At 70.1% G+C, this 24,450-nt stretch carries 24 protein-coding genes and 1 tRNA gene; 5 read left to right on the top strand and 20 right to left on the bottom strand.

Going from position 1 to position 24,450, the window contains the following annotated elements; translation table 11 throughout:
* Positions 1-183 precede the first annotated feature (183 nt).
* The 10 genes from OG331_RS39470 to pdxS form a co-directional block, all read right to left on the bottom strand.
* On the bottom strand, positions 184-723 hold the full coding sequence (locus OG331_RS39470; protein ID WP_406205798.1) for an adenine phosphoribosyltransferase: 540 nt from the start codon (positions 721-723) through the stop codon (positions 184-186).
* On the bottom strand, positions 720-1,844 hold the full coding sequence (gene secF / locus OG331_RS39465; RefSeq protein WP_406205796.1) for a protein translocase subunit SecF: 1,125 nt from the start codon (positions 1,842-1,844) through the stop codon (positions 720-722). The genes OG331_RS39470 and secF overlap by 4 nt, the downstream gene beginning before the upstream one ends.
* A gap of 2 nt (positions 1,845-1,846) precedes the next feature.
* Positions 1,847-3,604, bottom strand: coding sequence for a protein translocase subunit SecD (gene secD, locus OG331_RS39460; protein WP_406205793.1), 1,758 nt, complete (start codon positions 3,602-3,604; stop codon positions 1,847-1,849).
* Between the two features lie 132 nt (positions 3,605-3,736).
* The gene (gene yajC, locus OG331_RS39455) at positions 3,737-4,231 is read right to left on the bottom strand and encodes a preprotein translocase subunit YajC (protein WP_406205790.1); all 495 of its coding nucleotides are present in this window, start codon (positions 4,229-4,231) and stop codon (positions 3,737-3,739) included.
* A gap of 175 nt (positions 4,232-4,406) precedes the next feature.
* Positions 4,407-5,477 (bottom strand): Holliday junction branch migration DNA helicase RuvB, encoded by a 1,071-nt coding sequence (gene ruvB / locus OG331_RS39450; RefSeq protein ID WP_406205787.1) that lies wholly within the window; start codon positions 5,475-5,477, stop codon positions 4,407-4,409.
* Positions 5,478-5,570: 93 nt separating this feature from the next.
* On the bottom strand, positions 5,571-6,176 hold the full coding sequence (ruvA, locus tag OG331_RS39445) for a Holliday junction branch migration protein RuvA (RefSeq protein ID WP_383240434.1): 606 nt from the start codon (positions 6,174-6,176) through the stop codon (positions 5,571-5,573).
* Positions 6,173-6,712, bottom strand: a complete 540-nt coding sequence (gene ruvC / locus OG331_RS39440; protein ID WP_406205783.1) for a crossover junction endodeoxyribonuclease RuvC — start codon at positions 6,710-6,712, stop codon at positions 6,173-6,175. Before ruvC ends, ruvA begins: the two co-directional genes overlap by 4 nt.
* Positions 6,713-6,851: 139 nt before the next feature.
* Entirely contained in the window at positions 6,852-7,604 is a 753-nt protein-coding gene (locus tag OG331_RS39435) for a YebC/PmpR family DNA-binding transcriptional regulator (RefSeq protein ID WP_328882874.1), read from the bottom strand.
* A gap of 48 nt (positions 7,605-7,652) precedes the next feature.
* Entirely contained in the window at positions 7,653-8,261 is a 609-nt protein-coding gene (gene pdxT / locus OG331_RS39430; RefSeq protein ID WP_406205780.1) for a pyridoxal 5'-phosphate synthase glutaminase subunit PdxT, read from the bottom strand.
* 13 nt (positions 8,262-8,274) lie between these two features.
* Complete coding sequence (gene pdxS / locus OG331_RS39425; RefSeq protein WP_363051336.1) at positions 8,275-9,180, bottom strand: pyridoxal 5'-phosphate synthase lyase subunit PdxS; 906 nt, start codon at positions 9,178-9,180, stop codon at positions 8,275-8,277.
* 146 nt (positions 9,181-9,326) lie between these two features.
* Here pdxS and OG331_RS39420 point away from each other — a divergent pair, with 146 nt between their 5' ends.
* Positions 9,327-9,770 carry a VOC family protein gene (locus tag OG331_RS39420; protein ID WP_406205777.1) on the top strand — a complete coding sequence of 148 codons (444 nt, stop codon included), beginning with the start codon at positions 9,327-9,329 and terminating at the stop codon, positions 9,768-9,770.
* Here the strand turns inward: OG331_RS39420 and OG331_RS39415 are convergent.
* The 4 genes from OG331_RS39415 to pgsA all read right to left on the bottom strand — a co-directional run bounded on the left by OG331_RS39415 (position 9,767) and on the right by pgsA (position 13,272).
* Entirely contained in the window at positions 9,767-10,309 is a 543-nt protein-coding gene (locus OG331_RS39415; RefSeq protein WP_406205775.1) for a hypothetical protein, read from the bottom strand. The two genes, OG331_RS39420 and OG331_RS39415, sit on opposite strands and share 4 nt — an antisense overlap.
* A gap of 118 nt (positions 10,310-10,427) precedes the next feature.
* Positions 10,428-11,606 carry a glycosyltransferase family 4 protein gene (locus OG331_RS39410; protein WP_406205772.1) on the bottom strand — a complete coding sequence of 393 codons (1,179 nt, stop codon included), beginning with the start codon at positions 11,604-11,606 and terminating at the stop codon, positions 10,428-10,430.
* Positions 11,603-12,529 carry a phosphatidylinositol mannoside acyltransferase gene (locus tag OG331_RS39405; protein ID WP_406205769.1) on the bottom strand — a complete coding sequence of 309 codons (927 nt, stop codon included), beginning with the start codon at positions 12,527-12,529 and terminating at the stop codon, positions 11,603-11,605. Before OG331_RS39405 ends, OG331_RS39410 begins: the two co-directional genes overlap by 4 nt.
* Positions 12,526-13,272, bottom strand: coding sequence for a phosphatidylinositol phosphate synthase (pgsA, locus tag OG331_RS39400; protein WP_406210606.1), 747 nt, complete (start codon positions 13,270-13,272; stop codon positions 12,526-12,528). The genes OG331_RS39405 and pgsA overlap by 4 nt, the downstream gene beginning before the upstream one ends.
* 218 nt (positions 13,273-13,490) lie before the next feature.
* Here pgsA and OG331_RS39395 point away from each other — a divergent pair, with 218 nt between their 5' ends.
* Both OG331_RS39395 and OG331_RS39390 read left to right on the top strand, forming a co-directional pair.
* Positions 13,491-15,689 (top strand): elongation factor G-like protein EF-G2, encoded by a 2,199-nt coding sequence (locus OG331_RS39395; RefSeq protein ID WP_406205767.1) that lies wholly within the window; start codon positions 13,491-13,493, stop codon positions 15,687-15,689.
* 183 nt (positions 15,690-15,872) lie between these two features.
* On the top strand, positions 15,873-17,534 hold the full coding sequence (locus OG331_RS39390) for a hypothetical protein (RefSeq protein WP_406205764.1): 1,662 nt from the start codon (positions 15,873-15,875) through the stop codon (positions 17,532-17,534).
* Positions 17,535-17,585: 51 nt separating this feature from the next.
* Here OG331_RS39390 and OG331_RS39385 read toward each other — a convergent pair whose 3' ends face one another.
* The gene (locus OG331_RS39385) at positions 17,586-18,134 is read right to left on the bottom strand and encodes an HIT domain-containing protein (protein ID WP_234762993.1); all 549 of its coding nucleotides are present in this window, start codon (positions 18,132-18,134) and stop codon (positions 17,586-17,588) included.
* Positions 18,135-18,212: 78 nt separating this feature from the next.
* Here OG331_RS39385 and OG331_RS39380 point away from each other — a divergent pair, with 78 nt between their 5' ends.
* Positions 18,213-18,872, top strand: coding sequence for a potassium channel family protein (locus OG331_RS39380; protein WP_406205760.1), 660 nt, complete (start codon positions 18,213-18,215; stop codon positions 18,870-18,872).
* Positions 18,873-18,902: 30 nt separating this feature from the next.
* On the opposite strand, the gene thrS is transcribed toward OG331_RS39380, so the two are convergent.
* The 3 genes from thrS to OG331_RS39365 all read right to left on the bottom strand — a co-directional run bounded on the left by thrS (position 18,903) and on the right by OG331_RS39365 (position 22,793).
* Entirely contained in the window at positions 18,903-20,879 is a 1,977-nt protein-coding gene (gene thrS, locus OG331_RS39375) for a threonine--tRNA ligase (protein ID WP_406205757.1), read from the bottom strand.
* Between the two features lie 121 nt (positions 20,880-21,000).
* Positions 21,001-22,230: a hypothetical protein gene (locus OG331_RS39370; protein WP_365066720.1), complete on the bottom strand. Its 1,230-nt coding sequence runs from the start codon at positions 22,228-22,230 to the stop codon at positions 21,001-21,003.
* Positions 22,227-22,793, bottom strand: a complete 567-nt coding sequence (locus OG331_RS39365; RefSeq protein ID WP_362381170.1) for a DUF4365 domain-containing protein — start codon at positions 22,791-22,793, stop codon at positions 22,227-22,229. Before OG331_RS39365 ends, OG331_RS39370 begins: the two co-directional genes overlap by 4 nt.
* 168 nt (positions 22,794-22,961) lie before the next feature.
* On the opposite strand from OG331_RS39365, the gene OG331_RS39360 reads away from it, so the two are divergent.
* Positions 22,962-23,687, top strand: a complete 726-nt coding sequence (locus OG331_RS39360; protein WP_406205754.1) for a 3'-5' exonuclease — start codon at positions 22,962-22,964, stop codon at positions 23,685-23,687.
* Between the two features lie 53 nt (positions 23,688-23,740).
* On the opposite strand, the gene OG331_RS39355 is transcribed toward OG331_RS39360, so the two are convergent.
* Together OG331_RS39355 and OG331_RS39350 are read right to left on the bottom strand one after the other, a co-directional pair.
* Positions 23,741-23,812: transfer RNA gene (locus OG331_RS39355), tRNA-Val, on the bottom strand.
* 39 nt (positions 23,813-23,851) lie between these two features.
* A complete protein-coding gene (locus tag OG331_RS39350; RefSeq protein WP_406205751.1) occupies positions 23,852-24,340 on the bottom strand; it encodes an SRPBCC family protein in 489 nt (162 codons plus the stop codon).
* Between the last annotated feature and the right edge of the window lie 110 nt (positions 24,341-24,450).

The raw sequence follows: 24,450 nt of genomic DNA, 5'->3' as shown, positions 1-24,450 counted from the left end.
GCCTGGCGCAGGGGTCGCATACGCCCCTCACGCACGCCCCGCATGCATCGGGCAGCGGGTTTTTCACGCCATCCAGGAGAGGGGGCCGGGGGCGGGCGGCTGTCGTGCGAGCCCGGCATGACGATGCCGCGCCCCTGTCGTGCAGGTGCGCGGCATCCGGTGCTGCTGTGGGTGCTCCTCGGATCAGACCGTCAGCAGTGACTCCAGCGGGGCGCCGGCCAGGGTCGGCTCCAGGCGGGCTCGGCCGCCGAGGAAGCCGAGTTCCATGAGGACGGCCAGGCCGGCCACCTCGGCGCCGGCCCGGCGGATCAGCTGGATCGAGGCCTCCGCGGTACCGCCCGTCGCCAGGACGTCGTCCACGACGAGGACACGGTCGCCGGCGGCCAGGTCCTCGTCGTGGACCTCGATCTCCGCGGAGCCGTACTCCAGGTCGTACGTCTGGCTGAGGGTCGCCCCGGGGAGCTTGCCGGCCTTGCGTACGGGGATGAAGCCGATGCCCGCGCGGACGGCGACCGGAGCGCCGAGGATGAAGCCGCGGGCCTCCAGGCCCACGATCTTCGTGGCACCGGTGTTCCCGGCGATCTCGGCCAGCGCGTCGGTGAGCGCCGTGAACGCCGCCGGGTCCGCCAGGAGCGGGGTGATGTCCTTGAACATCACGCCCGGCTCCGGGTAGTCCGCCACATCACGGATACGGCTGAGCAGCAGCTCCTCGATGTCGGTCATCGACGCTTCCCCGAGGGTCGGCCACGGCCCCGGTTGCGCGCCGCGGGCTGGTTGCGCGGCCCGACCACCGCGGGGGTGGCGTCCTCGGACTCGTCGTCCAGCGGCTCGTCGCCGGCCGGGGCGTCCGGGGACTCGCCCTGCGCGGCGGACTGCGCCCGCTTGGCGAGGACGCGCTTCTTGAGGGCCTTCATCTGCGGCTCGCGCTCCTTGAGGTCGGCGACGAGCGGCGTGGCGATGAAGATCGAGGAGTACGCACCGGCGGCGAGACCGACGAACAGCGACAGCGAGATGTCGTTGAGCATGCCCGCGCCGAGGAACCCGCCACCGATGAACAGCAGGCCCGCCACCGGCAGCAGCGCGACCACCGTGGTGTTGACGGAACGGACCAGGGTGCTGTTGATCGAGCGGTTGGCGATGTCGCTGTAGGTCCAGCGGGTCTGTTTGGTGATGTCCTTCGTCTGCTCCTTGAGGCTGTCGAAGACGACGACCGTGTCGTAGAGCGAGTAACCGAGGATCGTCAGCAGACCGATCACCGTGCCCGGTGTGACCTCGAAGCCGACGAGGGCGTAGATGCCGACCGTGATGGTGATGTCGTGGATCAGCGCGACGAAGGCCGCGAGTGCCATGCGCCACTCGAAGGCGATCGCCAGATAGATCACCACAAGGACCAGGAAGATCCCGAGTCCCTGCCAGGCCTTGTTGGCGATCTGCTCACCCCAGCTGGGGCCGACCAGCTCGCCGGTGACGTCGCTCTCCTCGACGCCGAGCTTCTCTGCCAGTTCCGCCGAGACCTTGTTGGCCTGCTGGGTGTCGATGCCCGCGACCTGGATGCGCAGCGTGGCCTCGTCGCCTTCGCCGAGCTTCTGCACGATCGCGTCGTGGCCGGACGCCTCTTCCGCGTACTCCTGCGCCTGGGACACCGAGACGCTGGTCTTCGGGGTGTTGAAGACGGCCCCGCCCTGGAACTCGATGCCCATGTTCAGGCCGCGCACCGCCAGGCCGACGATGGCCGTGATGGTGATCAGGATCGAGAGGCCGTACCAGAGCTTGCGGTTGCCGACGAAGTCGTAGCCGACCTCGCCACGGTGCAGTCGGGCGCCGAGGTTGCCGAGCTTCGACATTCTCACGCCTCCTTCGGGTCGACAGGGCCGGCGGGGTGGGAAGGACGGCGCGTACGGCGCAGCGGTGGCTTGGCACCCAGTCGCTTGGGATCGAGACCGGACCAGCTGTGGCCACTGGAGAAGAACTTGCTGCGGGCCAGGAGCGTCAGCAGCGGCTTGGTGAACAGGAACACGACCACCACGTCGAGCAGGGTGGTCAGGCCGAGCGTGAACGCGAAGCCCTGGACCTTGCCGACGGTGACGATGAAGAGCACCGCGGCGGCGAGGAACGACACGAAGTCCGAGACCAGGATGGTGCGCCGGGCGCGCGGCCAGGCACGCTCGACGGCGGGCCGCAGCGAGCGGCCCTCGCGGATCTCGTCCCGGACGCGTTCGAAGTACACGATGAACGAGTCCGCTGTGATGCCGATGGCGACGATGGCACCGCAGACGGCCGGAAGATTCAGCGCGAAGCCGATGGTCGGGCCGAGCAGAGCCATGATCGTGTAGGTCAGGGCCGCGGAGATCAGCAGCGAGAGGATCGCGATCAGCGCCAGGCCGCGGTAGTAGACCAGCAGGTAGATGACGACCAGGGCGAGACCGATCGCACCGGCGATCAGACCGGCCTTCAGTTGCTCACCGCCGAGCGCGGCGGTCACCGTGGTGACGCTGTCCTCCTGGAAGGACAGCGGCAGGGCGCCGTACGACAGCATGTTGGCGAGGCTCTGCGCCGAATCCTGGTTGAAGTTGCCGGAGATCTCGGCGCTGCCGCCCGTCAGGGCTTCGCGGACGAACGGGTCGGAGACGACCTCGCCGTCCAGCACGATCGCGAACTGGTTCTGCGGGGACTGGTTCTTGGCCAGCTTGCCGGTGGTGGCGGCGAACTTCTTGCTGCCCTCGCCCGTGAACTTCATGTTCACGGTCCAGCCGGCGCCGCTCGTCGTCTGGAAGACGGCCTGGGCGCTCTTGACGTCCGTGCCGTCGACCTCGGCCGGGCCGAGGATGTACTTCTGCCACTGGCCCTGCGAGTTCTGACCGCAGGCGACGGTGGGATCGGTGGGCTTGGCGCCGTCACCGGCCTTGGCGCGGGCCGCCTTCTTCGAGCAGTCCAGCGCGGCGTACTGCGCTTCGAGCTTGCTGGTCGAGGAGTCGCCGGAGGGGGTGCTGCTCGCGGACGGGGAGCTGGTGGAAGAAGCGCTCGCGGACGGCGTGGTGTCGGCCTTCAGGGCGTCGGTGACCGCGCGGCCCTGCGTGGTGGAGCTCGCAGAGGGGCTGGTGGAGCCGGAGGGGGAGGTCGCCTTGTCCTTGTCGGCGGAGTCGCCGGACGCACCGCTGGAGGCGCTCGGCGAGGGGGTGGGGGTCGCACCGCCGCCCGACACCTCGGTGGCGACGACCGGCCGGAAGTACAGCTTGGCGGTGGTGCCTACCTGGGCCCGGGCTTCCTTGGAGTTCGTGCCCTTGGGGATGTTGACGATGATGTTCTTGTCGCCCTGGGTCTGAACCTCGGACTCCGAGACACCAAGACCATTGACACGGCGCTCCATGATCTCGACCGCGGTGTCCATGTTGGTCTTGTTGATCGCGGATTCCTGGCCGGGCTCGGCAACCGCGCGAAGCGTGATGCTCGTGCCGCCGGCCAGGTCGATACCGAGTCGCGGAGTGGTGTGCCCCGAGGCGAACATCCCTCCGGTGAGCGCCGCGATGGCGATCAGGATGAGGGCCAGCGAGCGCCCTGGCTTGCTCTGGGCGCTCGCGTTCCGGCCCTTCTTAGGTGCTGCCACCTTCTCGTACTCCCTCTCGGGCCGCCTCGCACCGGATCAACGGGCGGGCGGCCATGACATGGTGTCGGGATCCCGTGCGAGCTCAGCATGCCCGGGGGCGCGCAGGCGTGGCCCGCGCGCCCCGGAGCATCGCTACTTCGCGTCGGTGTCGCCGTCGGTCTTCTTCGGCTCGTCGTCCGTCTTCGCCTCGGCGGCCACGGCTTCGGACGGCTCCTCGACCTCGGCGTCCTTGTCCGCGTCCTTCTTTCCAAGGTCGACGGACTTCTCGTCGGAGGCGGCGGGCTCGTCGGCCTCGGTGAGGGAGGAGGCGTCGTCCGGGACGACATCGGACTTCAGGTCGTGCTCGATGCCGTGCACGATGCGGTTGTACTCGTCGTCGGAGAGGACGGCACCGATCGCGTTCTTGGCGAAGAGGAGCTCCACGCCCGGTCCGGCGTCAACGAGGACCGTGTCGTCGCTGACCTCCTTGACGGTGGCGTACAGGCCCCCGATGGTGCGGATGCCGCTGCCGGGCTGCATTTGGTTCCGCATGTCGGCCGCCTGCTGCTGCTTCTTCTTGGCCGACCGGGTCATCAGGAACATGGCCCCGATGAGCACGATGAACGGGAGGAGGGTCACGAGACTCACGGGTCGGAACTTCCTTCACACGACCGCGATGGTGAGCGGCCTGATGGTTGGGGGTATGTGTGCCGCCGACAAGGGCGGCATCGGCGGAGTCTAAGCGAGTCTCCGCGCATGGAACAACGCTCAGCATGGCACTGGGGTTCCTGCTCCGGCCAGTGTGCTCGCCGTGACCGGGCCATCACGTCCCGAACAGGTCCTGTTGTCCGTTTCCCGCAGCCTGCGAGCCCGGCGGGGTGAGGCCGAGATGCGCCCATGCCGCCGGGGTGGCGACCCTGCCGCGCGGGGTGCGGGCGAGCAGGCCCTCCCGTACGAGGAAGGGTTCCGCGACCTCCTCGACCGTCTCGCGCTCCTCTCCCACCGCGACGGCAAGCGTGGACAGGCCGACCGGGCCGCCGCCGAACAGTTTCAGCAGGGCCTCCAGAACACCGCGGTCGAGACGGTCGAGCCCGCGCGCATCGACCTCGTAGACGGCGAGGGCGGCGCCGGCGATGTCCCTCGTGATGATCCCGTCGGCCTTGACCTGGGCGTAGTCGCGGACGCGGCGCAGCAGGCGGTTGGCAATACGGGGCGTGCCGCGGGAGCGGCCGGCGATCTCGGCGGCGCCGTCGGCCTCGATCTCCACCTCGAGGAGGCTGGCCGAGCGGTGGATGACGCGCTCCAGCTCGACGGGCTCGTAGAACTCCATGTGCGCGGTGAAGCCGAACCGGTCGCGCAGCGGGGGCGGCAGCAGACCCGCGCGCGTGGTGGCGCCGACCAGGGTGAACGGGGGCAGCTCCAGCGGGATGGCGGTGGCACCCGGCCCCTTGCCGACGATGACGTCGACGCGGAAGTCCTCCATCGCCATGTACAGCATCTCCTCGGCGGGCCGGGACATGCGGTGGATCTCGTCGAGGAAGAGGACCTCGCCCTCCTGCAGGGAGGACAGGATCGCGGCGAGATCGCCGGCGTGCTGGATGGCGGGGCCGCTGGTGATGCGGATGGGGGCGCCCATCTCGGCCGCGATGATCATCGAGAGTGTGGTCTTGCCGAGGCCGGGGGCGCCGGAGAGCAGCACGTGGTCGGCGGTGGCGCCACGCGCGCGGGCGGCGCGCAGCACGAGGTCGAGCTGTTCGCGGACCTTCTCCTGGCCGATGAACTCGTCCAGGTCCTTCGGGCGCAGCGCGGCCTCTACGGCCTGGTCCTCACGGTCGGCGGACGCACCGACGAGCCGCTCGGCGGCGGGGGTGTCGGTGGTGTCGTCCCAGTTCATGGAGTGTGCCTCGCGGTCGCGGTCGGTTGGATCGTACGAGGATCAGGGCGTCCCCGGAGCGGCGCCTTCGGGCCTTTCCGTGGCACCGCTCGATCAGCGGGCTCTGTTCAGGGTCTGAAGCGCGGCCTTCAGCAGCTGCCCGACCTGGGGCGTGCCCTCGGCGGCCTCGGCCTGCGGAGCCACCGCGGCGACCGCCTCGTCGGCCTCGCGGGTCGCGTAGCCGAGGCCGATCAGCGCGGCGTGCAGCTGGTCGCGCCAGCCCTGGGTGACGGGAGCGCCCACCGCAGGCGCGCCGATGGGCTCGCCCAGGCGGTCCTTCAGCTCCAGGAGCAGCTTCTGGGCGCCCTTCTTGCCGATGCCGGGGACGGCGGTGAGCGACTTCTCGTCGGCGGTCGTAACGGCTCGGCGCAGGGCGTCGGGCGAGTGCACCGCCAGCATCGCCTGGGCCAGGCGCGGGCCGACTCCGCTCGCGGTCTGGAGCAGCTCGAACGTCTGCCGTTCGTCGTCGTCCGCGAAGCCGTACAGCGTGAGGGAGTCCTCGCGCACCACCAGCGAGGTGTGCAGCTTGGCGGGCTTGCCGAGGCGCAGGGTGGACAGGGTGTTCGGCGTGCACTGGACGGCCATGCCGACTCCGCCCACCTCGACGACCGCGGCGTCCGGAGCGAGTGCGGCCACTGTGCCACTGACGAAGGCGATCATGCCGTACGGCCTTTCGGTGCTTTGGCTGTGTGCAGGGCGACGGCCTGCTGGAGTCGGTTCTGCGCGGGGCCGCGCCAGATGTGGCAGATGGCGAGCGCGAGGGCGTCGGCGGCGTCGGCCGGCTTGGGCGGGGCGCTGAGCCGCAGCAGGCGGGTGACCATGGCGCCGACCTGGGCCTTGTCGGCGCGACCGCTGCCGGTGACGGCGGCCTTGACCTCGCTGGGCGTGTGCAGCGCGACGGGGATGCCGCGGCGCGCGGCGCAGAGCATGGCGACGGCGCTGGCCTGGGCGGTGCCCATCACCGTACGGACGTTGTGCTGGCTGAACACCCGCTCCACGGCGACGAATTCGGGCCTGTGCTCGTCCAGCCACTGCTCGATGCCCTGCTCGATGGCGACGAGGCGGTGTCCCAACTCGGCGTCCGCAGGCGTCCGTACGACGCCGACGCCGAGCATGGTGAGCGGGCGTCCGGCGACGCCCTCGACCACGCCGACTCCGCATCGGGTCAGCCCCGGGTCCACCCCCAGTACACGCACCCCGGTACCTTCCGTTCGATTGCCTGTTTGTGCAGGCTATCGGGTGCCACCGACAACGCCGGGCAGCAACTCCCGGCAAAGCGACGGGCCGACGGGTGCGTCCCGTCGGCCCGTTGAGCCAGTGCAGCTCGCGGCAGCGCTATGCGTCGACCTTTTCCATGATCTCGTCGCTGACATCGAAGTTGGCGAAGACGTTCTGCACGTCGTCGCTGTCCTCGAGCGCGTCGATCAGCTTGAAGATCTTCTTGGCGCCTTCCTCGTCCAGTTCGACCTGGACGGACGGCACGAAGCTGGAGTCGGCGGAGTCGTAGTCGATGCCGGCCTCCTGGAGGGCGGTGCGGACCGCGACCAGGTCGGTGGCCTCGCTGATGACCTCGTAGGACTCGCCGAGGTCGTTGACCTCCTCGGCGCCGGCGTCCAGGACGGCGGTGAGGACGTCGTCCTCGGTCAGCTCGCCCTTGGGGACGATGACGACGCCCTTGCGGCTGAACATGTAGGACACCGAGCCCGGGTCGGCCATGTTGCCGCCGTTGCGGGTCATGGCGACGCGGACGTCGGAGGCGGCGCGGTTGCGGTTGTCCGTCAGGCACTCGATGAGCACGGCGACGCCGTTCGGGCCGTAGCCCTCGTACATGATCGTCTCGTAGTCGGCGCCACCGGCCTCGAGACCGCCGCCACGCTTGACCGCGGAGTCGATGTTCTTGTTCGGAACCGACTGCTTCTTCGCCTTCTGGATGGCGTCGTACAGCGTCGGGTTGCCCTCGATGTCAACGCCACCCATGCGGGCCGCGACCTCGATGTTCTTGATCAGCTTCGCGAAGAGCTTGCCGCGTTTGGCGTCGATCACGGCCTTCTTGTGCTTCGTCGTAGCCCATTTAGAGTGGCCGGACATCTGCCTGTCTCCTTCGCGTAACCCATCTATGAACGAACGCCAGAGATCCTACAAGGACTCGGCTGTCCGGTCCGCGCGCACCATGTCGACGAAAAGGCCGTGCACGCGGTGGTCGCCGGTCAGTTCCGGGTGGAACGACGTGGCGAGCGCGTTGCCCTGGCGGACCGCGACGATGTGGCCGTCGTGCTCGGCGAGGACCTCGGCCTCGGCGCCGACGGACTCGACCCAGGGGGCGCGGATGAAGACGCCCTCCACAGGAGCGCCCGCGATGCCCTGCACGTCGACCGCCGCTTCGAAGGACTCGTTCTGACGTCCGAAGGCGTTGCGGCGCACGATCATGTCGATGCCGCCGATCGTCTCCTGGCCCGAGCGCGGGTCGAGGATCTTGTCGGCGAGCATGATCATGCCGGCGCAGGTGCCGTAGACGGGCATGCCGCCCCGCACGCGCGCGCGAAGGGGCTCCATCACGTCGAAGAGGACGGCCAGCTTGGAGATGGTCGTGGACTCGCCGCCGGGGATGACGAGGCCGTCCACCTCGGCGAGCTCTTCGGGGCGCCGCACCGGCCTGGCCACGGCGTCGGCCGCGGCCAGGGCGATGAGGTGCTCCCGTACGTCGCCCTGGAGGGCCAGGACGCCTATCACGGGTGTGTTGCTCATGGGATGTGGTGCCTTACCAGCCGCGGTTGGCGTAGCGCTCGGTCTCGGGGAGGGTGTCGCAGTTGATGCCGACCATGGCCTCGCCCAGGTTGCGGGACGCGTCCGCGATGATCTTCGGGTCGTCGAAGAAGGTGGTCGCCTTGACGATGGCGGCGGCGCGCTTGGCCGGGTCGCCGGACTTGAAGATGCCGGAGCCCACGAAGACGCCCTCGGCGCCGAGCTGGCGCATCAGGGCGGCGTCGGCCGGGGTGGCCACGCCACCGGCGGAGAACAGCACCACCGGGAGCTTGCCGAGCTCGGAGACTTCCTTGACCAGCTCGTACGGGGCGCGCAGGTCCTTGGCGGCGGCGTACAGCTCGTTGTTGTCGAAGCCGCGCAGCTTGGCGATCTCGTTCTTGATCTGGCGCAGGTGGCGGACGGCCTCGACGACGTTGCCGGTGCCGGCCTCGCCCTTGGAGCGGATCATGGCCGCGCCCTCGGCGATGCGGCGCAGGGCCTCGCCCAGGTTGGTGGCGCCACAGACGAAGGGGGTCGTGAAGGCCCACTTGTCGGAGTGGTTGACCTCGTCGGCCGGGGTGAGGACCTCGGACTCGTCGATGTAGTCGACGCCGAGGGACTGCAGGACCTGGGCCTCGACGAAGTGGCCGATGCGGGACTTGGCCATGACCGGGATGGAGACGGCATCGATGATGCCCTCGATCATGTCCGGGTCGGACATCCGGGCCACGCCGCCGTCCTTGCGGATGTCGGCGGGGACCCGCTCGAGGGCCATGACGGCGACGGCGCCCGCGTCCTCGGCGATCTTCGCCTGCTCCGGAGTGACGACGTCCATGATCACGCCGCCCTTGAGCTGCTCGGCCATGCCGCGCTTCACGCGTGCGGTGCCGGTCTCGGGGGCCTGGTTTTCGGAGATGGACACGGGTTGACCTCGCTGTGTGAAAGAGGGTTACTGCAAGCATCGAGGAAACGTGAGGTGTACGGGCCACTTCAAGGGCCAATGGTGAGGCGGTGGATCGTTTTGCCTGCCGGGGCGCCGCCCTGACCCGGCCGCGTTAACGTCCTTGCATGGAACAGCGCATCAGCCTGGTCACGCTGGGAGTCCTTGATGTGGCACGCTCCCGGGCCTTCTACGAGGCCCTGGGCTGGCGGGGCCAGGAGGTCGAGGAGACCGTCTTCTTCCAGGCGGGCGGACTTGCCCTGGTGTTGTGGGGCCGCGACAAACTGGCGCGGGACTGCGGGCTGACCGACGGCACGGCGGGCACGCCGGCCGGCTTCGGCGGGATCGCCCTGGCCCACAACGTGCGCTCCGACGCCGAGGTCGACGAGCTGCTGACGGCCGCGGAACGGGCCGGGGCGACCGTCACCAAGCCCGCGGCCACCAACGCCGTCGGCTTCTACTCCGGCGCCTTCGTCGACCCCGACGGCCACGCCTGGGAGGTCGCGCACAACCCCGGGTTCCCGCTCGCCGCCGACGGTTCCCTCACGATCCCCGACTTCGGCACGTCCTAGGCGGGCCGGTCCGCCAGGGCCGTCGGCGGCTCGTCGTCCATCTCGAAGGCCAGCGGAAACGGGGCGTGGCCCGCCAGGCGGAACAGGCGGACCTTGCGGTGGCGCCGCAGCGCCCTGGCCGCCCGTACGGCGTCGTTGTGGAAGCGGCGGGCCATCGGTACCCGGCGGACCGCCTCCGTCAGCTCACGGGCCGCTTCCTCGCCCCCGGGCGCCTCCCGGACGGCCTCCACCTGCTGGGACTCGGCGAACACGGCCCGCAGCGCCTGGCTCAGCTCGCTCTCGGCGACCTCCCGCTGCTCCTCCTCGGCCTGCCGGGCGGCGTGGGCGGCCTCGTACAGGACGATCGACGCGGCCGGATCCAGCACACCGGAGGTGGCCAGTTCCTGGGCCACCGAGGCACGGCGCAGCAGCTGCGCGTCGAGCGCGGCACGCGCCGCGTCGATCCTGGCGTGCAGCCGGTCCAGGCGGCCTGCCGTCCAGCTCAGGTAGAGGCCGATCGCCACGAGGACGACGAGGATCCAGATCAGAGTTGCGGTCACGGGCGGCACACTAGCTCCGCCGGGTCAGCCGAGGTTCGTGCGGGGCGTCGGTGTTGCGTGCGCGGCGGCGGTGTTGCCGTAGGACCGGCGCCTGACACAACTCGGCGCTCGCTCGCCCTCAGTCCCGCGCCAACCCCAGCCGAGCCCGCAACCCGCCGGCCCCGCCGCTCCCGGTCCGCTCGTCCGCGGCCACCGCTGTCGCCCCGGCCGTGACCGTCTCGTACACCGACAGGATGTCCGCCCCGACCGTCGACCAGTCGAAGCGGCGTACGTGCGCGCTCCCGCGCTTGCGCAGCTCGGCCCGGCGGACCGGGTCCTCCAAGAGGCGTACCGCCGTCTCGGCCAGGGCGTCCGCGTCCTCGTTGGCGAAGAGTTCGCCCGCCGCGCCCTGGTCGAGGACCTGGGCGAAGGCATCCAGGTCCGAGGCCAGGACGGGAGCGCCGGCCGACAGCGCCTCGACCAGGATGATCCCGAAGCTCTCGCCGCCGGTGTTGGGGGCCACGTACAGGTCGACGCTGCGCAGGAAGCGGGCCTTGTCCTCGTCGCTGACCATGCCGAGGAACTCGACGCGGGGGCGGAGCTCGGCGGGCAGGGACTCCACCGCCTCCTCCTCGTCGCCGCGGCCCGCCACCAGAAGCCTGGTCTGCGGGCGGGCGGCGAGGATCTTCGGCAGGGCTCTCATGAGGACCGGCAGGCCCTTGCGGGGCTCGTCGATGCGGCCCATGAAGCCGATCGTGTCGCCCTGCCAGTCGGGGTTGGGCTCGGCCTTGGCGAAGAAGTCGACGTCGACGCCGTTGGGGATGACGACCGCGTCGCCGCCGAGGTGTTCCACCAGCGTGCGGCGGGCGTACTCGCTCACCGCGATCCGGGCGCTGATCTTCTCCAGGGCCGCCTGGAGGATCGAGTACGCGGCGATCATCGCCCGCGAGCGCGGGTTGGAGGTGTGGAAGGTGGCCACGATGGGGCCCTGCGCGGCCCAGCAGGCCAGCAGGCCGAGGGACGGCGACGTCGGCTCGTGGATGTGGATGACGTCGAACCGGCCGTCGTGCAGCCAGCGGCGGACCCGGGCCGCCGAGAGGAAGCCGAAGTTCAGGCGGGCGACCGAGCCGTTGTACGGGACCGGCACCGCGCGGCCCGCCGAGACGACGTACGGCGGGAGCGGGGTGTCGTCGTCGGCCGGGGCCAAAACGGACACCTCGTGGCCGAGCCGGATGAAGTACTCGGCGAGGTCGCGGATGTGGAACTGGACGCCACCTGGCACGTCCCAGGAGTACGGACAGACGATGCCGATCCTCACGGACGCTCTCCCGCCGGGCCGTCGGCCGGTCGTGGTTCCAGGTCGGCGAGCCACAAGCGCTGGAGCATGTGCCAGTCCTCCGGATGTTCGGCGATCCCCGTGGCGAAGGCGTCGGCCAGCGCCTGTGTCATGACAGACGTCTTCTCGGCCCGGGTACCTGTCTCGGGTACCTCGATCGGGGGATGGATCCGCCCCTGCATGACGGGCGAGTCGTCGTACCAGAGCGTGACGGGGAGCAGGAGGGCCCCGGTCTGCTGGGCCAGCAGCGCCGGGCCGGCCGGCATCCGGGCCGTGTCGCCGAAGAAGTCGACCTCGACGCCGGACGCGGACAGGTCACGGTCGGAGACCAGGCAGACCAGGCCACCGTCGCGCAGCCTGCGGGCCAGCGTGCCGAAGGCGGTGCCACCGCTGTGCGGCAGGACCTCCATTCCGAGGCCCTCGCGGTAGGCGACGAAGCGGTCGTAGAGGGTTTCGGGCTTGAGGCGTTCGGCGACCGTGGTGAACGGCGTCTCCAGCTCGGTGGTGACCCACGCGCCCGCGAGGTCCCAGTTGGCCAGGTGCGGAAGGGCGAGTATCACGCCGTTCCCGGCGGCCAGGCCGTCGGTCAGGTGGTGGACGTCCTTGACGTCGAAGCCGCCCTTGACGCGCTCGGCGCTCCAGGCGGGCAGCCGGAAGGACTCCATCCAGTAGCGCAGGTACGACCGCATGCCCGCGCGCGAGAGCTCGGCCAGGCGCTCCGGGGTCGCGTCGGGCACCACACGCGCGTAGTTGCTCTCCAACCGCTGGACGCCCTTGCCCCGCTGCTTCCAGGCGAGGTCGGCGATGGTGCGGCCGAGCCGTACCGCCACCGGCTCGGGGAGCTTCTTGACGGTGCCCCAGCCGAGTCCGTACAGCGCGTCCGTGAGGCGGTCCTGGGCGCTCACTTGGCGGCCTCGCTCCCTTGGGAGGCCTCCCGCGGCTTGTCCTGCGTGTCCGCGGCGGCCTCCGCCTCGGCGGACTCGCGACGGACCGTGACGACGCGCTGGATCAGCGTGACGAGGCTGCCGACGGCGACGATCCACAGGGCGACGGGCAGCAGGTACTGGATGCCGGGCACCCCGAACTTGTGCAGGCCGGCGAAACCGGCCGCGACCAGCGAGATCACCAGTCGCTCGGCGCGCTCGACGAGACCGTTGACCGCGACCGGCAGGCCGATCGACTCGCCGCGTGCCTTGGTGTACGACACCACCTGGCCGCTGGCCAGGCAGAAGATCGAGACGGCGCACAGGACGAGGTCGTCGCCCCCACCGGCGTACCAGAGGATGAAGCCGCCGAAGATCGCGCCGTCGGCGACCCGGTCGAGCGTGGAGTCCAGGAAGGCACCCCAGCGGCTGGAGCGGCCGAGCTGGCGGGCCATGTTGCCGTCGACGAGGTCGGAGAACACGAACAGCGTGATCACGACCGTGCCCCAGAAGAACTCGCCCATGGGGTAGAAGACCAGCGCGCCCGCGACCACACCGGCGGTGCCGATGAGCGTGACCGTGTCCGGGCTGACGCCCCGCCGGATCAAAAACGCGGCGAACGGTGTGAGAACACGCGTGAAGAATGCACGCGCGTACTTGTTCAGCATGGCCTTCCCGAGGGTCGGTGTGGCGCCGCGGCCCCTGCTGGCCACCGGCTGGCCCATCGTAGCCACGCGTGCGTGCGTGCGACCGCCGGGCACTCGTACCCGGGTCCGGCGGGCAGGTCCACCCGCGGCGGATGGCGCGATCGCGTCCGCCGTATGGACGCACCGTGACGGGAGTGGAAAGCTCGAAGGACCGCGGGCGTCACCGGAGCCGCCATCGCACGCGGAACGGTATGTCCGCGCCCACAGTGACCTCACCGTGCACGGGAGGCAGGATCATGGGCGACAAGGCGAATGCACACCCCGGAGCCGCCGGCAGGGCTACAGCGGCCGACCACCCCGCGTCCGTACGGAATGTGGTACTGGTCGGCCACTCCGGATCGGGCAAGACCACCTTGGTGGAAGCCCTCGCACTCACGGCGGGGGCGGTGAACCGGGCGGGCCGTGTCGAGGACGGCGGCACCGTCTCGGACTACGACGAGATCGAGCACCGGCAGCAACGCTCGGTGCAGCTCTCCCTGGTGCCGGTCGAATGGGACGGCATCAAGGTCAACCTTCTGGACACCCCCGGATATGCCGACTTCGTCGGGGAGCTCAGGGCCGGTCTGCGAGCGGCGGACGCGGCCCTTTTCGTCGTCTCGGCCTCGGACGGTGTGGACGGCTCGACCCGCATGGTGTGGGAGGAGTGCGCGGCCGTCGGCATGCCGCGCGCGATCGTCGTCACGCACCTGGAGTCCGCGCGGGCCGACTACGAGGAGATGACGCGGATCTGCGCGGAGGCCTTCGGCGGCGAGGACCCGGACGCCGTGCTCCCGCTGTATCTGCCGCTGCACGGCCCGCAGGCCCCCGACGGGCACGCACCCGTGACCGGACTGATCGGGCTGCTGTCGCAGCAGCTGTTCGACTACTCCTCCGGGGAACGCAAGGAGTCCGAACCCGGCGACGACCAGCTGCCGCAGATCGAGGAGGCCCGCAACCGGCTGATCGAGGGGATCATCTCCGAGTCGGAGGACGAGACCCTGATGGACCGGTACCTCGGCGGCGAGCAGATCGACGTCAAGACGCTGATCGAGGACCTGGAACGGGCCGTCGCGCGCGGTGCCTTCCATCCCGTCCTGGCCGCGGCGCCCGCGGCCGACGGCGCCCGGCAGGGGCTCGGCACGATCGAGGTGCTGGAGCTGATCACGCGCGGGTTCCCGACGCCGCTGGAACGCGAGGCGCCCGCGGTCACCACGGTCGACGGCAAACCGCGCGCACTGAAGGTGTGCGACCCGGACGGGCCGCTGGTCGCGGAGGTGGTGAAGACCGCGTCCGACCCGTACGTCGGCCGGGTCTCGCTGGTACGGGTGTTCTCCGGCACTCTGCACCCCGACGAGACCGTGCACGTCTCCGGGCACGGCCTGGAGGACCGCGGCCACGAGGACCACGACGTCGACGAGCGGATCGGCGCCCTGTCGGCGCCCTTCGGCAAGCAGCAGCGCACGCTCAGCCACTGCATCGCCGGTGACCTCGCGTGCGTGGCGAAGCTGAGCCGCGCGGAGACCGGCGACACTCTGTCGGCCAAGGACGACCCGCTCCTGATGGAGCCGTGGCAGATGCCCGACCCGCTGCTGCCGCTCGCCATCCAGGCACACAGCAAGGCCGACGAGGACAAACTCTCGCAGGGCCTGTCCCGTCTGGTCGCCGAGGACCCCACCATGCGACTGGAACAGAACCAGGCCACCCACCAGGTCGTGCTGTGGTGTCTGGGCGAGGCTCACGCGGACGTCGCACTGGAGAGGCTGCGCAGGCGCTACGGCGTCCAGGTCGACGTCGTACCGCACATGGTCTCGCTGCGGGAGACGTTCGCGGGCAAGTCGGCGGGCCGCGGCCGGCATGTGAAGCAGTCCGGCGGGCACGGGCAGTACGCGATCTGCGAGATCGAGGTGGAGCCCCTGCCGGGCGGTTCGGGCATCGAGTTCGTGGACAAGGTCGTCGGCGGCGCGGTGCCACGGCAGTTCATCCCCTCGGTGGAGAAGGGCGTAAGGGCCCAGGCGGCCAAGGGAGTTGCGGCCGGCCATCCGCTCGTCGACGTCCGGGTCACGCTGCTCGACGGCAAGGCGCACTCGGTGGACTCCTCCGACGCCGCCTTCCAGACGGCCGGTGCGCTGGCGCTGCGTGAGGCGGCTGCCGACGCGAAGATCCATCTGCTGGAGCCGGTGGCCGAGGTGTCCGTCCTGGTCGGTGACGACTACGTCGGCGCCGTGATGAGCGACCTGTCCGGGCGGCGCGGCCGGGTTCTCGGCACCGAGCAGACCAACGGCAGCCGCACGCTCATCAGGGCCGAGGTGCCCGAGATCGAGATCGGGCGGTACGCCGTCGATCTCCGCTCGCTGTCACACGGCACCGCACGCTTCAACCGTTCGTACGCGCGGCACGAACCGATGCCGGCGCAGATCGCGGAAAGGATTCGGGAAGAGGCGCGCGTCGCCTCGTAGTTGGCGCCCGGCGCCACCAAGTGGCCTGTGTGGATCGCTCCCCTCCGCGTCGGCGGGCGGCTTCGGCCGTCCGCCGACGATTGTCGGTGGCGGAGGATACGCTGATCATTGATCAACAGGTGTGCGAAGTACGGAAGTCGGGAAGGCCGCAGAAGCGACAGTGGGCGGCGATCGGGGGCGGGAATGACCGTTGAGAGCGGTTACGCGGACATCTTCGGTCCGCAGGTGCCGCGCACGGCAGGTGAGGGCCAGACGGCGACGTTCGCGTTGGCCTCGGCGGCCTATCGGGACAATCCGTACGAGGACATCAAGAAGGCCGACAACGAATGGCACCAGACCGACATCAAGGCGGGCCGCGGCTGGGCGAGGATCTTCCGTCCCAACCTCGGTGAGGCCTTCTCGCGGGCCGTGGTCGACCGCATGCTCGGCAGTGGCCGCAAGCCCCTGATCCAGTCCTTCGGCACCGAGCCGCAGGTCGTCGTCGAGCACTGTCTGGCCGCGAACAACATCCGCAAGGCGCGCGACCGGATGCTCAGCGCCATCATGGTGATCTGCGGCGTGCTGTTCCTGCCCGGCCTGTTCGTGTGGCTGCTGGTCTTCACGCTGCGCACCACCATCGTCAAGCGGGACGAGAAGCGCGGCGGCGCCCTCGCCTCGGTGCTGCTGGTGGCGGCGGGCGCGCTCGCCGTGCTCTTCCTGCTCCGCATGCCGTTCACCGGCTTCTGGGGCTGGTATGCGCGGGCCTCGGTCCTCATGCCCGTGGTCGGCTGGTTCTGGGCCAAGCAGGTCTGCGAGCGCACCGCGAGGGATCTGCGGGAGCGCTGGGACAGCCTGCTGGCCGGCAGCAGCGTCGGCGCGAAGGTGCCGGAGGCGGTGCCGACCAGCCCCACCGAGACCCAGGCCGAGCAGCTGCGCCAGTCCCTGGCCAAGCTGAGCGCCGAGCAGCAGTCCAACTCCGTGTTCTACGCCGGGCCCAAGGGGATACTCGGCATGGGCACACGCTGGGGCAGCTGGCAGCTGGCCGAGGACCTGGTGGCCGCGGACTCCACGCGGGAGATCCACCCGTTCCGCAGTTGGGACGTCATCCGCTCGATCCACGACCAACTGCGCATGCTGGAGCGCGGTCCGCTGAACACCGGTGGTTTCCCCAAGCCTTCGATACGGCACTGGGTCGTCACGCCGATCGCGGAGGGCGCGAAGGCGGTGTCCCGGCCGGAGGGCACGGACGTCGAGGCGTACCAGGTCAAGAACCACGCGATACAGGACATCTGCAACAAGCAGCAGTTCGGCAGCGGTGACCGGCACTACCTGGGCGTCCAGTGGACGCTCTGGGACGGCCAGTTGATCATCACCATGCTGATCACGGTGACCGTGCTGCACGAGACGTTGCGCATCGAGGTGACCGGTCATGCCCTCGGTCCGGTGAACGGGCTCTTCCAGGAGAAGCCCGAGGCGCCGACCAAGGAGGTCACCAAGTCGTTCAAGCCGTGGGAGACCCGCAAGGTGAAGCTTCCGCTGGTCAACCCCGACGAGGTGGTGCGGCTGGCGGTGCGGGCCCCGATCTCCTGGTATCCGCCGCTGCTGAACTGGCTCGGCGGGACGATGGGGCTGCCCGAGCCGTTCGGACTGCGGCACGCGTGGGCGGACCAGCCGTGGCGGCACCGGTTCATGGCCGACGACGCGCTGCGCGCGGCCACGCCGGTGCTGCGGGTGGTGCATGCCGCGGCGATCAAGGTGCTGAACGAGAACGGCGTGGACACCGACAAGTTCGGTTCCCGGTCGGCGTTCCTGAGCACGGCGGTGCAGGATCCGATGCCGAGGAAGGCCGACGTGTACGACGCATAGCTGTGGTGCCCTCGGCTTTCGAGGGCACCCTCTACTGCAGGTTGTCGCGGATCAAGCCGCAGGCCAGGCCTCCGCCAGCATCTTCCGGGTGTCGGCCAGCAGCTGTGGCAGTACGCGTGTGTGCCCCACCACCGGCATGAAGTTCGTGTCGCCGCCCCAGCGCGGGACGATGTGCTGGTGGAGGTGGGCCGCGATGCCGGCGCCGGCGACCGTGCCCTGGTTCATGCCGATGTTGAAGCCGTGGGCCCCGGAGGCGGTGCGCAGGGCCGTCATCGCCTGCTTGGTGAGGGCGGCCAGCTCGACGGTCTCCGGCTCGGTGAGGTCGGTGTAGTCGGCGACGTGACGGTAGGGCACGACCATCAGGTGGCCGCCGTTGTACGGGTACAGGTTGAGGACCGCGTACACCTGCTCGCCGCGCTTGACGACCAGCCCGTCCTCGTCGGACTTGGCCGGGATCGAGCAGAAGGGGCAGCCGTCGTCCGCGCCGGGACCGGTCGGCTTGTTCTCACCCTGGATGTAGGCCATCCGATGGGGCGTCCACAGGCGCTGGAACGCGTCCTGGATCCCCACTCCCCACTGCTGCTCCGGCTCACTCGTCATGCGTGCAGCATATTGCTTCGCCCGTTCGCGGCGTGTCGCCGGGGCGACGGGAGGACGGCCACCGGCCAAGCTGGGCCGGTGGACGACGACAGCCCCTACGCCCGCTGGGAGCAGCGCACCGAGATCCCCCTGTTTCTGGCATCGCTGCTCTTCATCGGCGCCTATGCCGCCCGCGTCCTCGACGTGAGCATGGCGTCCGGCTGGCAGCGCCTGTGCGAGTTCACGATGCTCGCGCTCTGGCTGCTGTTCGCCGCGGACTACCTGGTGCGCCGGCACCTCAGCGGACAGCGCTTCTTGCGCTTCGCCAGAACGCACTTCCTGCACACGGTCGTGGTGATCCTGCCGCTGCTGCGGCCGCTGCGCATAGTCCCGCTCTACGACGCCATCCAGCATCGGCAGGGGGAGCCCCGGCTCTCCCTGCACGCGCGCGTGATCGCCTACGCGAGCCTGTCGACCCTGCTGCTCGGCTTCACCGGCGCGCTCGCGGTCTACCAGCAGGAACGTGGTGCGCCCGGGGCCACGATGCTGTCGTTCGGGGACGCCGTGTGGTGGGCCGCAGCGACCCTCAGCACGGTCGGCTACGGCGACATCACGCCGGTGACCACGGGCGGCCGGGCGATCGCGACGGTGATGATGGCCGGCGGGCTGGCCCTGCTCGGCGCGGTGACGGGATCGTTCTCGTCCTGGCTGCTGCAGATCTTCTCCAGCGAGAGCGACAGGAGGCCCCCGGAAAGCTGACGCTCCCGGGGGCCCTCGATCACCGCCGGATCAGATCTGCGTCCGCTCCTCGACCACCTTCGCGATCTTCGCGATGGCCTCGTCGAACGGGATGCCGTTCTCCTGCGAGCCGTCGCGGTAGCGGAAGGAGACGGCGTTGTTGGCCATGTCCTCGTCGCCCGCGATGACCATGAAGGGCACCTTCTGCTTCTGGGCGTTGCGGATCTTCTTCTGCATGCGGTCCGAGGAGGAGTCCACCTCGACCCGCAGGCCCTTCTTCTTGGCCGCCGCGGCGAACTTCTCCAGGTAGTCGACGTGCCCGTCGCCGATCGGGATGCCGAGGGCCTGGACCGGGGCCAGCCACGCCGGGAAGGCGCCCGCGTAGTGCTCCAGGAGCACCGCGAAGAACCGCTCGATCGAGCCGAACAGCGCGCGGTGGATCATGACCGGACGCTGCTTGGCGCCGTCCGGACCGGTGTACTCCAGGTCGAAGCGCTCAGGCAGGTTGAAGTCGAGCTGGATGGTCGACATCTGCCAGGTGCGGCCGATGGCGTCCTTGGTCTGGACGGAGATCTTCGGCCCGTAGAAGGCGGCGCCGCCCGGGTCCGGGACCAGGGGCAGACCCTGCTTCTCGGCGACCTGGCGCAGCGTCTCGGTCGCCTCCTCCCAGACCTCGTCCGAGCCGACGAACTTCTCCGGGTCCTTGGTGGACAGCTCCAGGTAGAAGTCGGTCAGGCCGTAGTCGCGGAGCAGGCCGAGGACGAAGGTGAGCGTCTTGTCGAGCTCCTCCGACATCTGCTCGCGCGTGCAGTAGATGTGCGCGTCGTCCTGCGTGAAACCACGCGCGCGCGTGAGGCCGTGCACGACGCCCGACTTCTCGTACCGGTACACGGTCCCGAACTCGAAGAGGCGCAGCGGCAGTTCACGGTAGGAACGCCCGCGCGCGTCGAAGATCAGGTTGTGCATCGGGCAGTTCATGGGCTTGAGGTAGTAGTCCACGCCCTCGTCGAGCTGCATGGGCGGGTACATGCCCTCGGCGTACCAGTCCAGGTGCCCGGACGTCTCGAAGAGCTTCCCCTTCGTCGCGTGCGGGGTGTAGACGAACTCGTAGCCCTCCTCCTCGTGGCGGCGGCGCGAGTAGTCCTCCATCACGCGGCGGACGATGCCGCCCTTGGGGTGGAAGACGGCGAGGCCGGAGCCGATCTGCTCGGGGATCGAGAACAGGTCGAGCTCGTTGCCCAGCTTGCGGTGGTCGCGCTTCTCGGCCTCGGCGAGGAAGTCGAGGTAGCCCTTGAGCTCGTCCTTGGTCGGCCAGGCGGTGCCGTAGATGCGCTGGAGCATCGGGTTCTTCTCGCTGCCGCGCCAGTAGGCGGCCGCGTTGCGCATCAGCTTGAACGCCGGGATCGCGCGGGTAGACGGCAGGTGCGGACCGCGGCAGAGGTCCTTCCAGCACAGGTCGCCGGTCTTGGCGTCCAGGTTGTCGTAGATCGTCAGCTCGCCGGCACCGACCTCGACGTCCGCGCCGTCGTCGGACGAGGCGGAGCCCTTGAGGCCGATCAGTTCCAGCTTGTAGGGCTCGGCGGCGAGTTCCGCACGGGCGTCCTCGTCGCTCACCACACGGCGGGCGAACTTCTGCCCGCGCTTCTGGATCTCCTGCATCTTCTTCTCGACGGCCTTGAGATCCTCGGGCGTGAACGGCTTCTCGACGTCGAAGTCGTAGTAGAAGCCGTCCTTGACGGGCGGGCCGATGCCCAGCTTGGCCTCGGGGAAGAGCTCCTGCACGGCCTGCGCCATCACGTGCGCGGTGGAGTGGCGCAGGATGTTCAGGCCGTCCTCGGAGGAGATCTCGACGCCCTCGACCTCCTCGCCCTCGGAGAGCACGTACGACAGATCCCTGAGCTCGCCGCCCACGCGCGCGGCGATGATCGAGCGCTCGCCGGCGAAGAGGTCGGCGGCCGTAGTGCCCGTCGTCACCACGCGTTCTTCCCGCTCGGAATCGCGTTGGATGATCACACGGACGTCTGACACCGGTCTCTCCTGACTGAAGGTGGAATGCGGCGCCATACCAGGAGCGCGCGCATTACGCGATCGTACCGACCTCGGAGGGCCGACCGCGAAACGGTCACCTTCAGTCCCGGGCGGGCATCCCTCAGTCCCCGGCGTCCTCCCCGCCGCAGGCCTCCTCGAAGAAGTCCAGGTCCTCCTGGAGCGACTTCATCAGCCGGTCCCGTTCGGCCTCGTCCACCTGTACCGGTACGACGCCGCAGGCCCCGGTGACCTTGCGGAAGCCGCCTCGGCTCTCCAGGCGCCCGTGCACCCGCACCGGCAGCCCGACCAGGTGGGCGTGCCCGGCGATGCGGTACGACTCCTCGTCCAGGGTCAGCCGGACGTACGGGATCTCGGCGCCGGCGATGACGCGCAGCCGTACGGTGCCCTCCCCGCGCGTTCCCGACCGGCGCATCCGTACGACCGCGCCGGTGATCCTGACCGGCACGGAGGGTTCCTCGCGCAGGTAGCGGGCCCCGGCCTCGCGCAGCACGGGCAGGTCGCCCGGCGAGAACTCCACCGGCTCGACCCCGCTCGCGCAGTCCTCGGGCACCCCTGCGGCGGGCGCCCACTCGACGGCGATGCGCGCCCCCTCCGTACCGCGGACGAGGGCGATCAGGGCCTCGGTGAGCTCGCGGCTGACGCCGGCCTCGACGGCACCGTCGAAGGCGTCCATCCCGCCGGTGGCCCGCTGGTAGTCGATGGCCTCGCGGGCGGCGTACAGGGCCTGGTGGAGACGTACGGCGAGCGGGCGGCCGGCGCCGACGGGCACGAAGGCGGCGAGGTGGCCGCCGCCGGCCGCGGAGCCGACGAAGACGCTCTCCAGCATCGCGGCGGCCGAGCGGCGGTGCCGGGCGCCGTAGTAGCCGGCACGCGCGCGCGTGGCGAGCGCCGCGGCGAGGAGCATCTGGCGGGCGGCGGTGCGCAGTTCCTCCTCGACGGTCCAGGGCGCGGCCCCGGCGGGCCCGCTCGGCGCGTCCCGCCACCAGCGGACCTCGTCGCTGGGCACGGCGAGCCCGACCAGCACCTCGCGCGCGGAGGGCATGCCGCTGCGGGAGAGCGCGACGAGCGCCTCGCCGAGCAGGTCGTCGCTGTCGGGGAAGGCGCGGGACTCGGGGACGAGCAAGCTCGTGCCGTTGCCGCCCGGTCCCGGCGGGGTCCAGCGGCCGTAGCGTCCCGCCGCTCCCCCGCGCCGCTGCCAGCCGTGCCGGTGCAGCAGGGCGCTGAGCACCGCGGGGTCCACCTCGCCGGGCTCGGGGGGACGGTCCCAGGACGCGTGGACCGGGTGCGGCCTGACTGGCCGTACCGGCTCCTCCAGGGGGCGGTGTGTCATGGTCTGCCTCCCGTACCGACCCGCGTCATGATCTCGCAGAGCGCCCGGTCGTCGAAGATGCGTGAGGTCGGTATCCGCACCGTGGTGCGGCGCCGGCCGGTGATCGCGTGGCCGGCGAGGTTGACCCAGTAGCAGCAGTGCCGCAGGTCGAGCCGGTCGTGACTGGCACGCAGCCAGTCGTCCTGGGTGCGCGGAACGAGCATCACGACGAGGATCTTGTGCACCGAGACCGGGGTGCGGGCGAGCTTCGCCAGGTGGTCGTTGTCGAGCGTGAAGGAGAAGAACCGGCCGCGCGGGTTCGGCGCGATCTGGTAAGTGGCCTTGAGCTGCACCTTTATGGTGACTTCGTCGTCGACCGTGTGGCCGGGCGCGCTGTGGCTGACGTGCCAGTCGATGCCGTTGTCCGGAAATGGCTGCGACAGGGAGCACCCGGCCGCCGCCGCGACGGCGTGCAGATACCCCACCTGCAGTGTCTCCATGCAGGCGGTGGTGGCGAGTGAACCGCGATGGGGGCCCGTGCGTTCGGGCAGCAGCCCGCCCCGCTCGGGCTGCGCTATCGCCATGACCAACAGCCTTCCACGCAGAGTAAATCCCCGTACCGGGCCGCTGAACTGCAAAGACCCGCACTCCTGTTGTGTCCTCCCGGCGTACGCCGCAAACAGCCCGGGTATCACCAAACGGGCAGAAGACGGTACGTCAGCTGCCGTGGGTGAACGAGGGGTTGTGTTGGTATGGCGTGCTGGTATGAGGGCCCGCTGGTGGCGTTCGACACGGAGACGACAGGCGTGGACGTCGAGACCGACCGGATTGTTTCGGCGGCCGTCGTCGTCCAGGACGCCCCGGGTACCCGGCCGCGGGTGACCCAGTGGCTGGTGAACCCGGGTGTCCCGGTGCCGGAAGCGGCAACGGCGGTACACGGACTGACGGAGGAGCATCTCCAGCGCAACGGCCGCTGGCCGGCGCCGGTGATGCAGGAGATAGCCGAGGAGTTGGCCGGTCAGGCCGCGACGGCCCGGCCGATCGTGGTGATGAACGCGCCTTTCGATCTGACGCTGCTGGACCGCGAGTTGCGCCGTCATCGCGCCTCCTCGCTGGACCACTGGTTCGAGACGACGCCCTTGCTGGTGCTCGATCCGCGCGTCCTGGACAAGCATCTGGACCGCTACCGCAAGGGTCGCCGCACCCTGACCGACCTGTGTGCGCACTACGGCGTCACGCTGGACGGCGCGCACGACGCGGCGGCCGACGCATTGGCCTCACTGGAGGTCGTACGGGCGGTGGGACGCCGTTTCGCCGCCCGGATGGAGCGCCTGTCCCCCGCCGAACTGCACACGCTTCAGGCGGTGTGGCACGCGGCACAGGCACGCGGGCTGCAGGCGTGGTTCGCCCGCAGCGGCAGCGACGAGGCGGTGGACCCGGCGTGGCCGCTGCGCCCGGATCTGCCGGCGGCCGCATAGGAGGTGGAGCGCACAAAAAAGCCGGTCCGCTGTGGCGGACCGGCTTTTCCCGGTGGGCGATACTGGGTTCGAACCAGTGACCTCTTCGGTGTGAACGAAGCGCTCTCCCACTGAGCTAATCGCCCGGGAACGGACTGAACAATACAGGCCCCCTCACGGTTCCTTCAAACCGCTTGATGGCCGCCGTCATGGCCGCCTTGCCGAGCACGGGCCAAGTGGGCTGCCAGGCCCCGCCGTCCGGAGCGCATCATCAGCCAGTGGTTGGCGCGGAAGACGGGCCGCCCGGGTACGGCGAACCGCCTCAGCAGGGGCTTGTTGACATCGACGACCTGCTCGTAGCGCGCGATGGTCCCGCTGCCGTCCGGAGCCACGGTGACGGTCCAGCGCACCCAGCCGTCGAGGTCGCCGGACATGGCGATCTCGAGCACGCCCGCCCCGCGCTCCCGCCGCACCTCGCGTGCGGTGAAGGTCATGTCGTACGGGAGGACGGAGCGGATCGTGATCACGCCGCTGGTGTCGTCGAGCCGGTTCACCTCGCGCACCTGGGGCCACCAGCGGGGGTAGCCCTCGGCCTGTTCCAGCAGGTCGTAGACGGTGCCGGGTGGTGCGGGCAGGGCCCACAGGCTGCGGAAGCGGTAGTGGCTCCAGTCCATGGGCCGAGTCTGCCCGCATCCAGGGGGTTCGCACCGTGTCTGAGTACGTTCTGAGTACGCGTACTCATGCTCTGCGACGTGACCTGGACCACACTCCACACATGCGAGCG

Origin of the sequence: Streptomyces sp. NBC_01017, from assembly GCF_045162795.1 — a bacterium.
In the GTDB taxonomy this organism is placed as follows: domain Bacteria; phylum Actinomycetota; class Actinomycetes; order Streptomycetales; family Streptomycetaceae; genus Streptomyces; species Streptomyces machairae.
The sequence above is the reverse complement of the archived record's forward strand: the minus strand, read 5'-3'. Positions and strand labels throughout refer to the sequence as shown.

Bases quoted from the DNA above. Each gene is read 5' to 3' on its own strand.
- OG331_RS39350 (WP_406205751.1), bottom strand. From the start codon at position 24,340: ATGGACTGGAGCCACTACCGCTTCCGCAGCCTGTGGGCCCTGCCCGCA.
- ruvA (WP_383240434.1), bottom strand. From the start codon at position 6,176: ATGATCGCCTTCGTCAGTGGCACAGTGGCCGCACTCGCTCCGGACGCC.
- OG331_RS39420 (WP_406205777.1), top strand. From the start codon at position 9,327: ATGGAACAGCGCATCAGCCTGGTCACGCTGGGAGTCCTTGATGTGGCA.
- OG331_RS39365 (WP_362381170.1), bottom strand. From the start codon at position 22,793: ATGGCGATAGCGCAGCCCGAGCGGGGCGGGCTGCTGCCCGAACGCACG.
- OG331_RS39370 (WP_365066720.1), bottom strand. From the start codon at position 22,230: ATGACACACCGCCCCCTGGAGGAGCCGGTACGGCCAGTCAGGCCGCAC.
- OG331_RS39470 (WP_406205798.1), bottom strand. From the start codon at position 723: ATGACCGACATCGAGGAGCTGCTGCTCAGCCGTATCCGTGATGTGGCG.
- secF (WP_406205796.1), bottom strand. From the start codon at position 1,844: ATGTCGAAGCTCGGCAACCTCGGCGCCCGACTGCACCGTGGCGAGGTC.
- OG331_RS39395 (WP_406205767.1), top strand. From the start codon at position 13,491: ATGGGCGACAAGGCGAATGCACACCCCGGAGCCGCCGGCAGGGCTACA.
- pdxT (WP_406205780.1), bottom strand. From the start codon at position 8,261: ATGAGCAACACACCCGTGATAGGCGTCCTGGCCCTCCAGGGCGACGTA.
- pgsA (WP_406210606.1), bottom strand. From the start codon at position 13,272: ATGGGCCAGCCGGTGGCCAGCAGGGGCCGCGGCGCCACACCGACCCTC.
- OG331_RS39435 (WP_328882874.1), bottom strand. From the start codon at position 7,604: ATGTCCGGCCACTCTAAATGGGCTACGACGAAGCACAAGAAGGCCGTG.
- OG331_RS39385 (WP_234762993.1), bottom strand. From the start codon at position 18,134: ATGACGAGTGAGCCGGAGCAGCAGTGGGGAGTGGGGATCCAGGACGCG.
- OG331_RS39390 (WP_406205764.1), top strand. From the start codon at position 15,873: ATGACCGTTGAGAGCGGTTACGCGGACATCTTCGGTCCGCAGGTGCCG.
- OG331_RS39360 (WP_406205754.1), top strand. From the start codon at position 22,962: ATGGCGTGCTGGTATGAGGGCCCGCTGGTGGCGTTCGACACGGAGACG.
- ruvB (WP_406205787.1), bottom strand. From the start codon at position 5,477: ATGAACTGGGACGACACCACCGACACCCCCGCCGCCGAGCGGCTCGTC.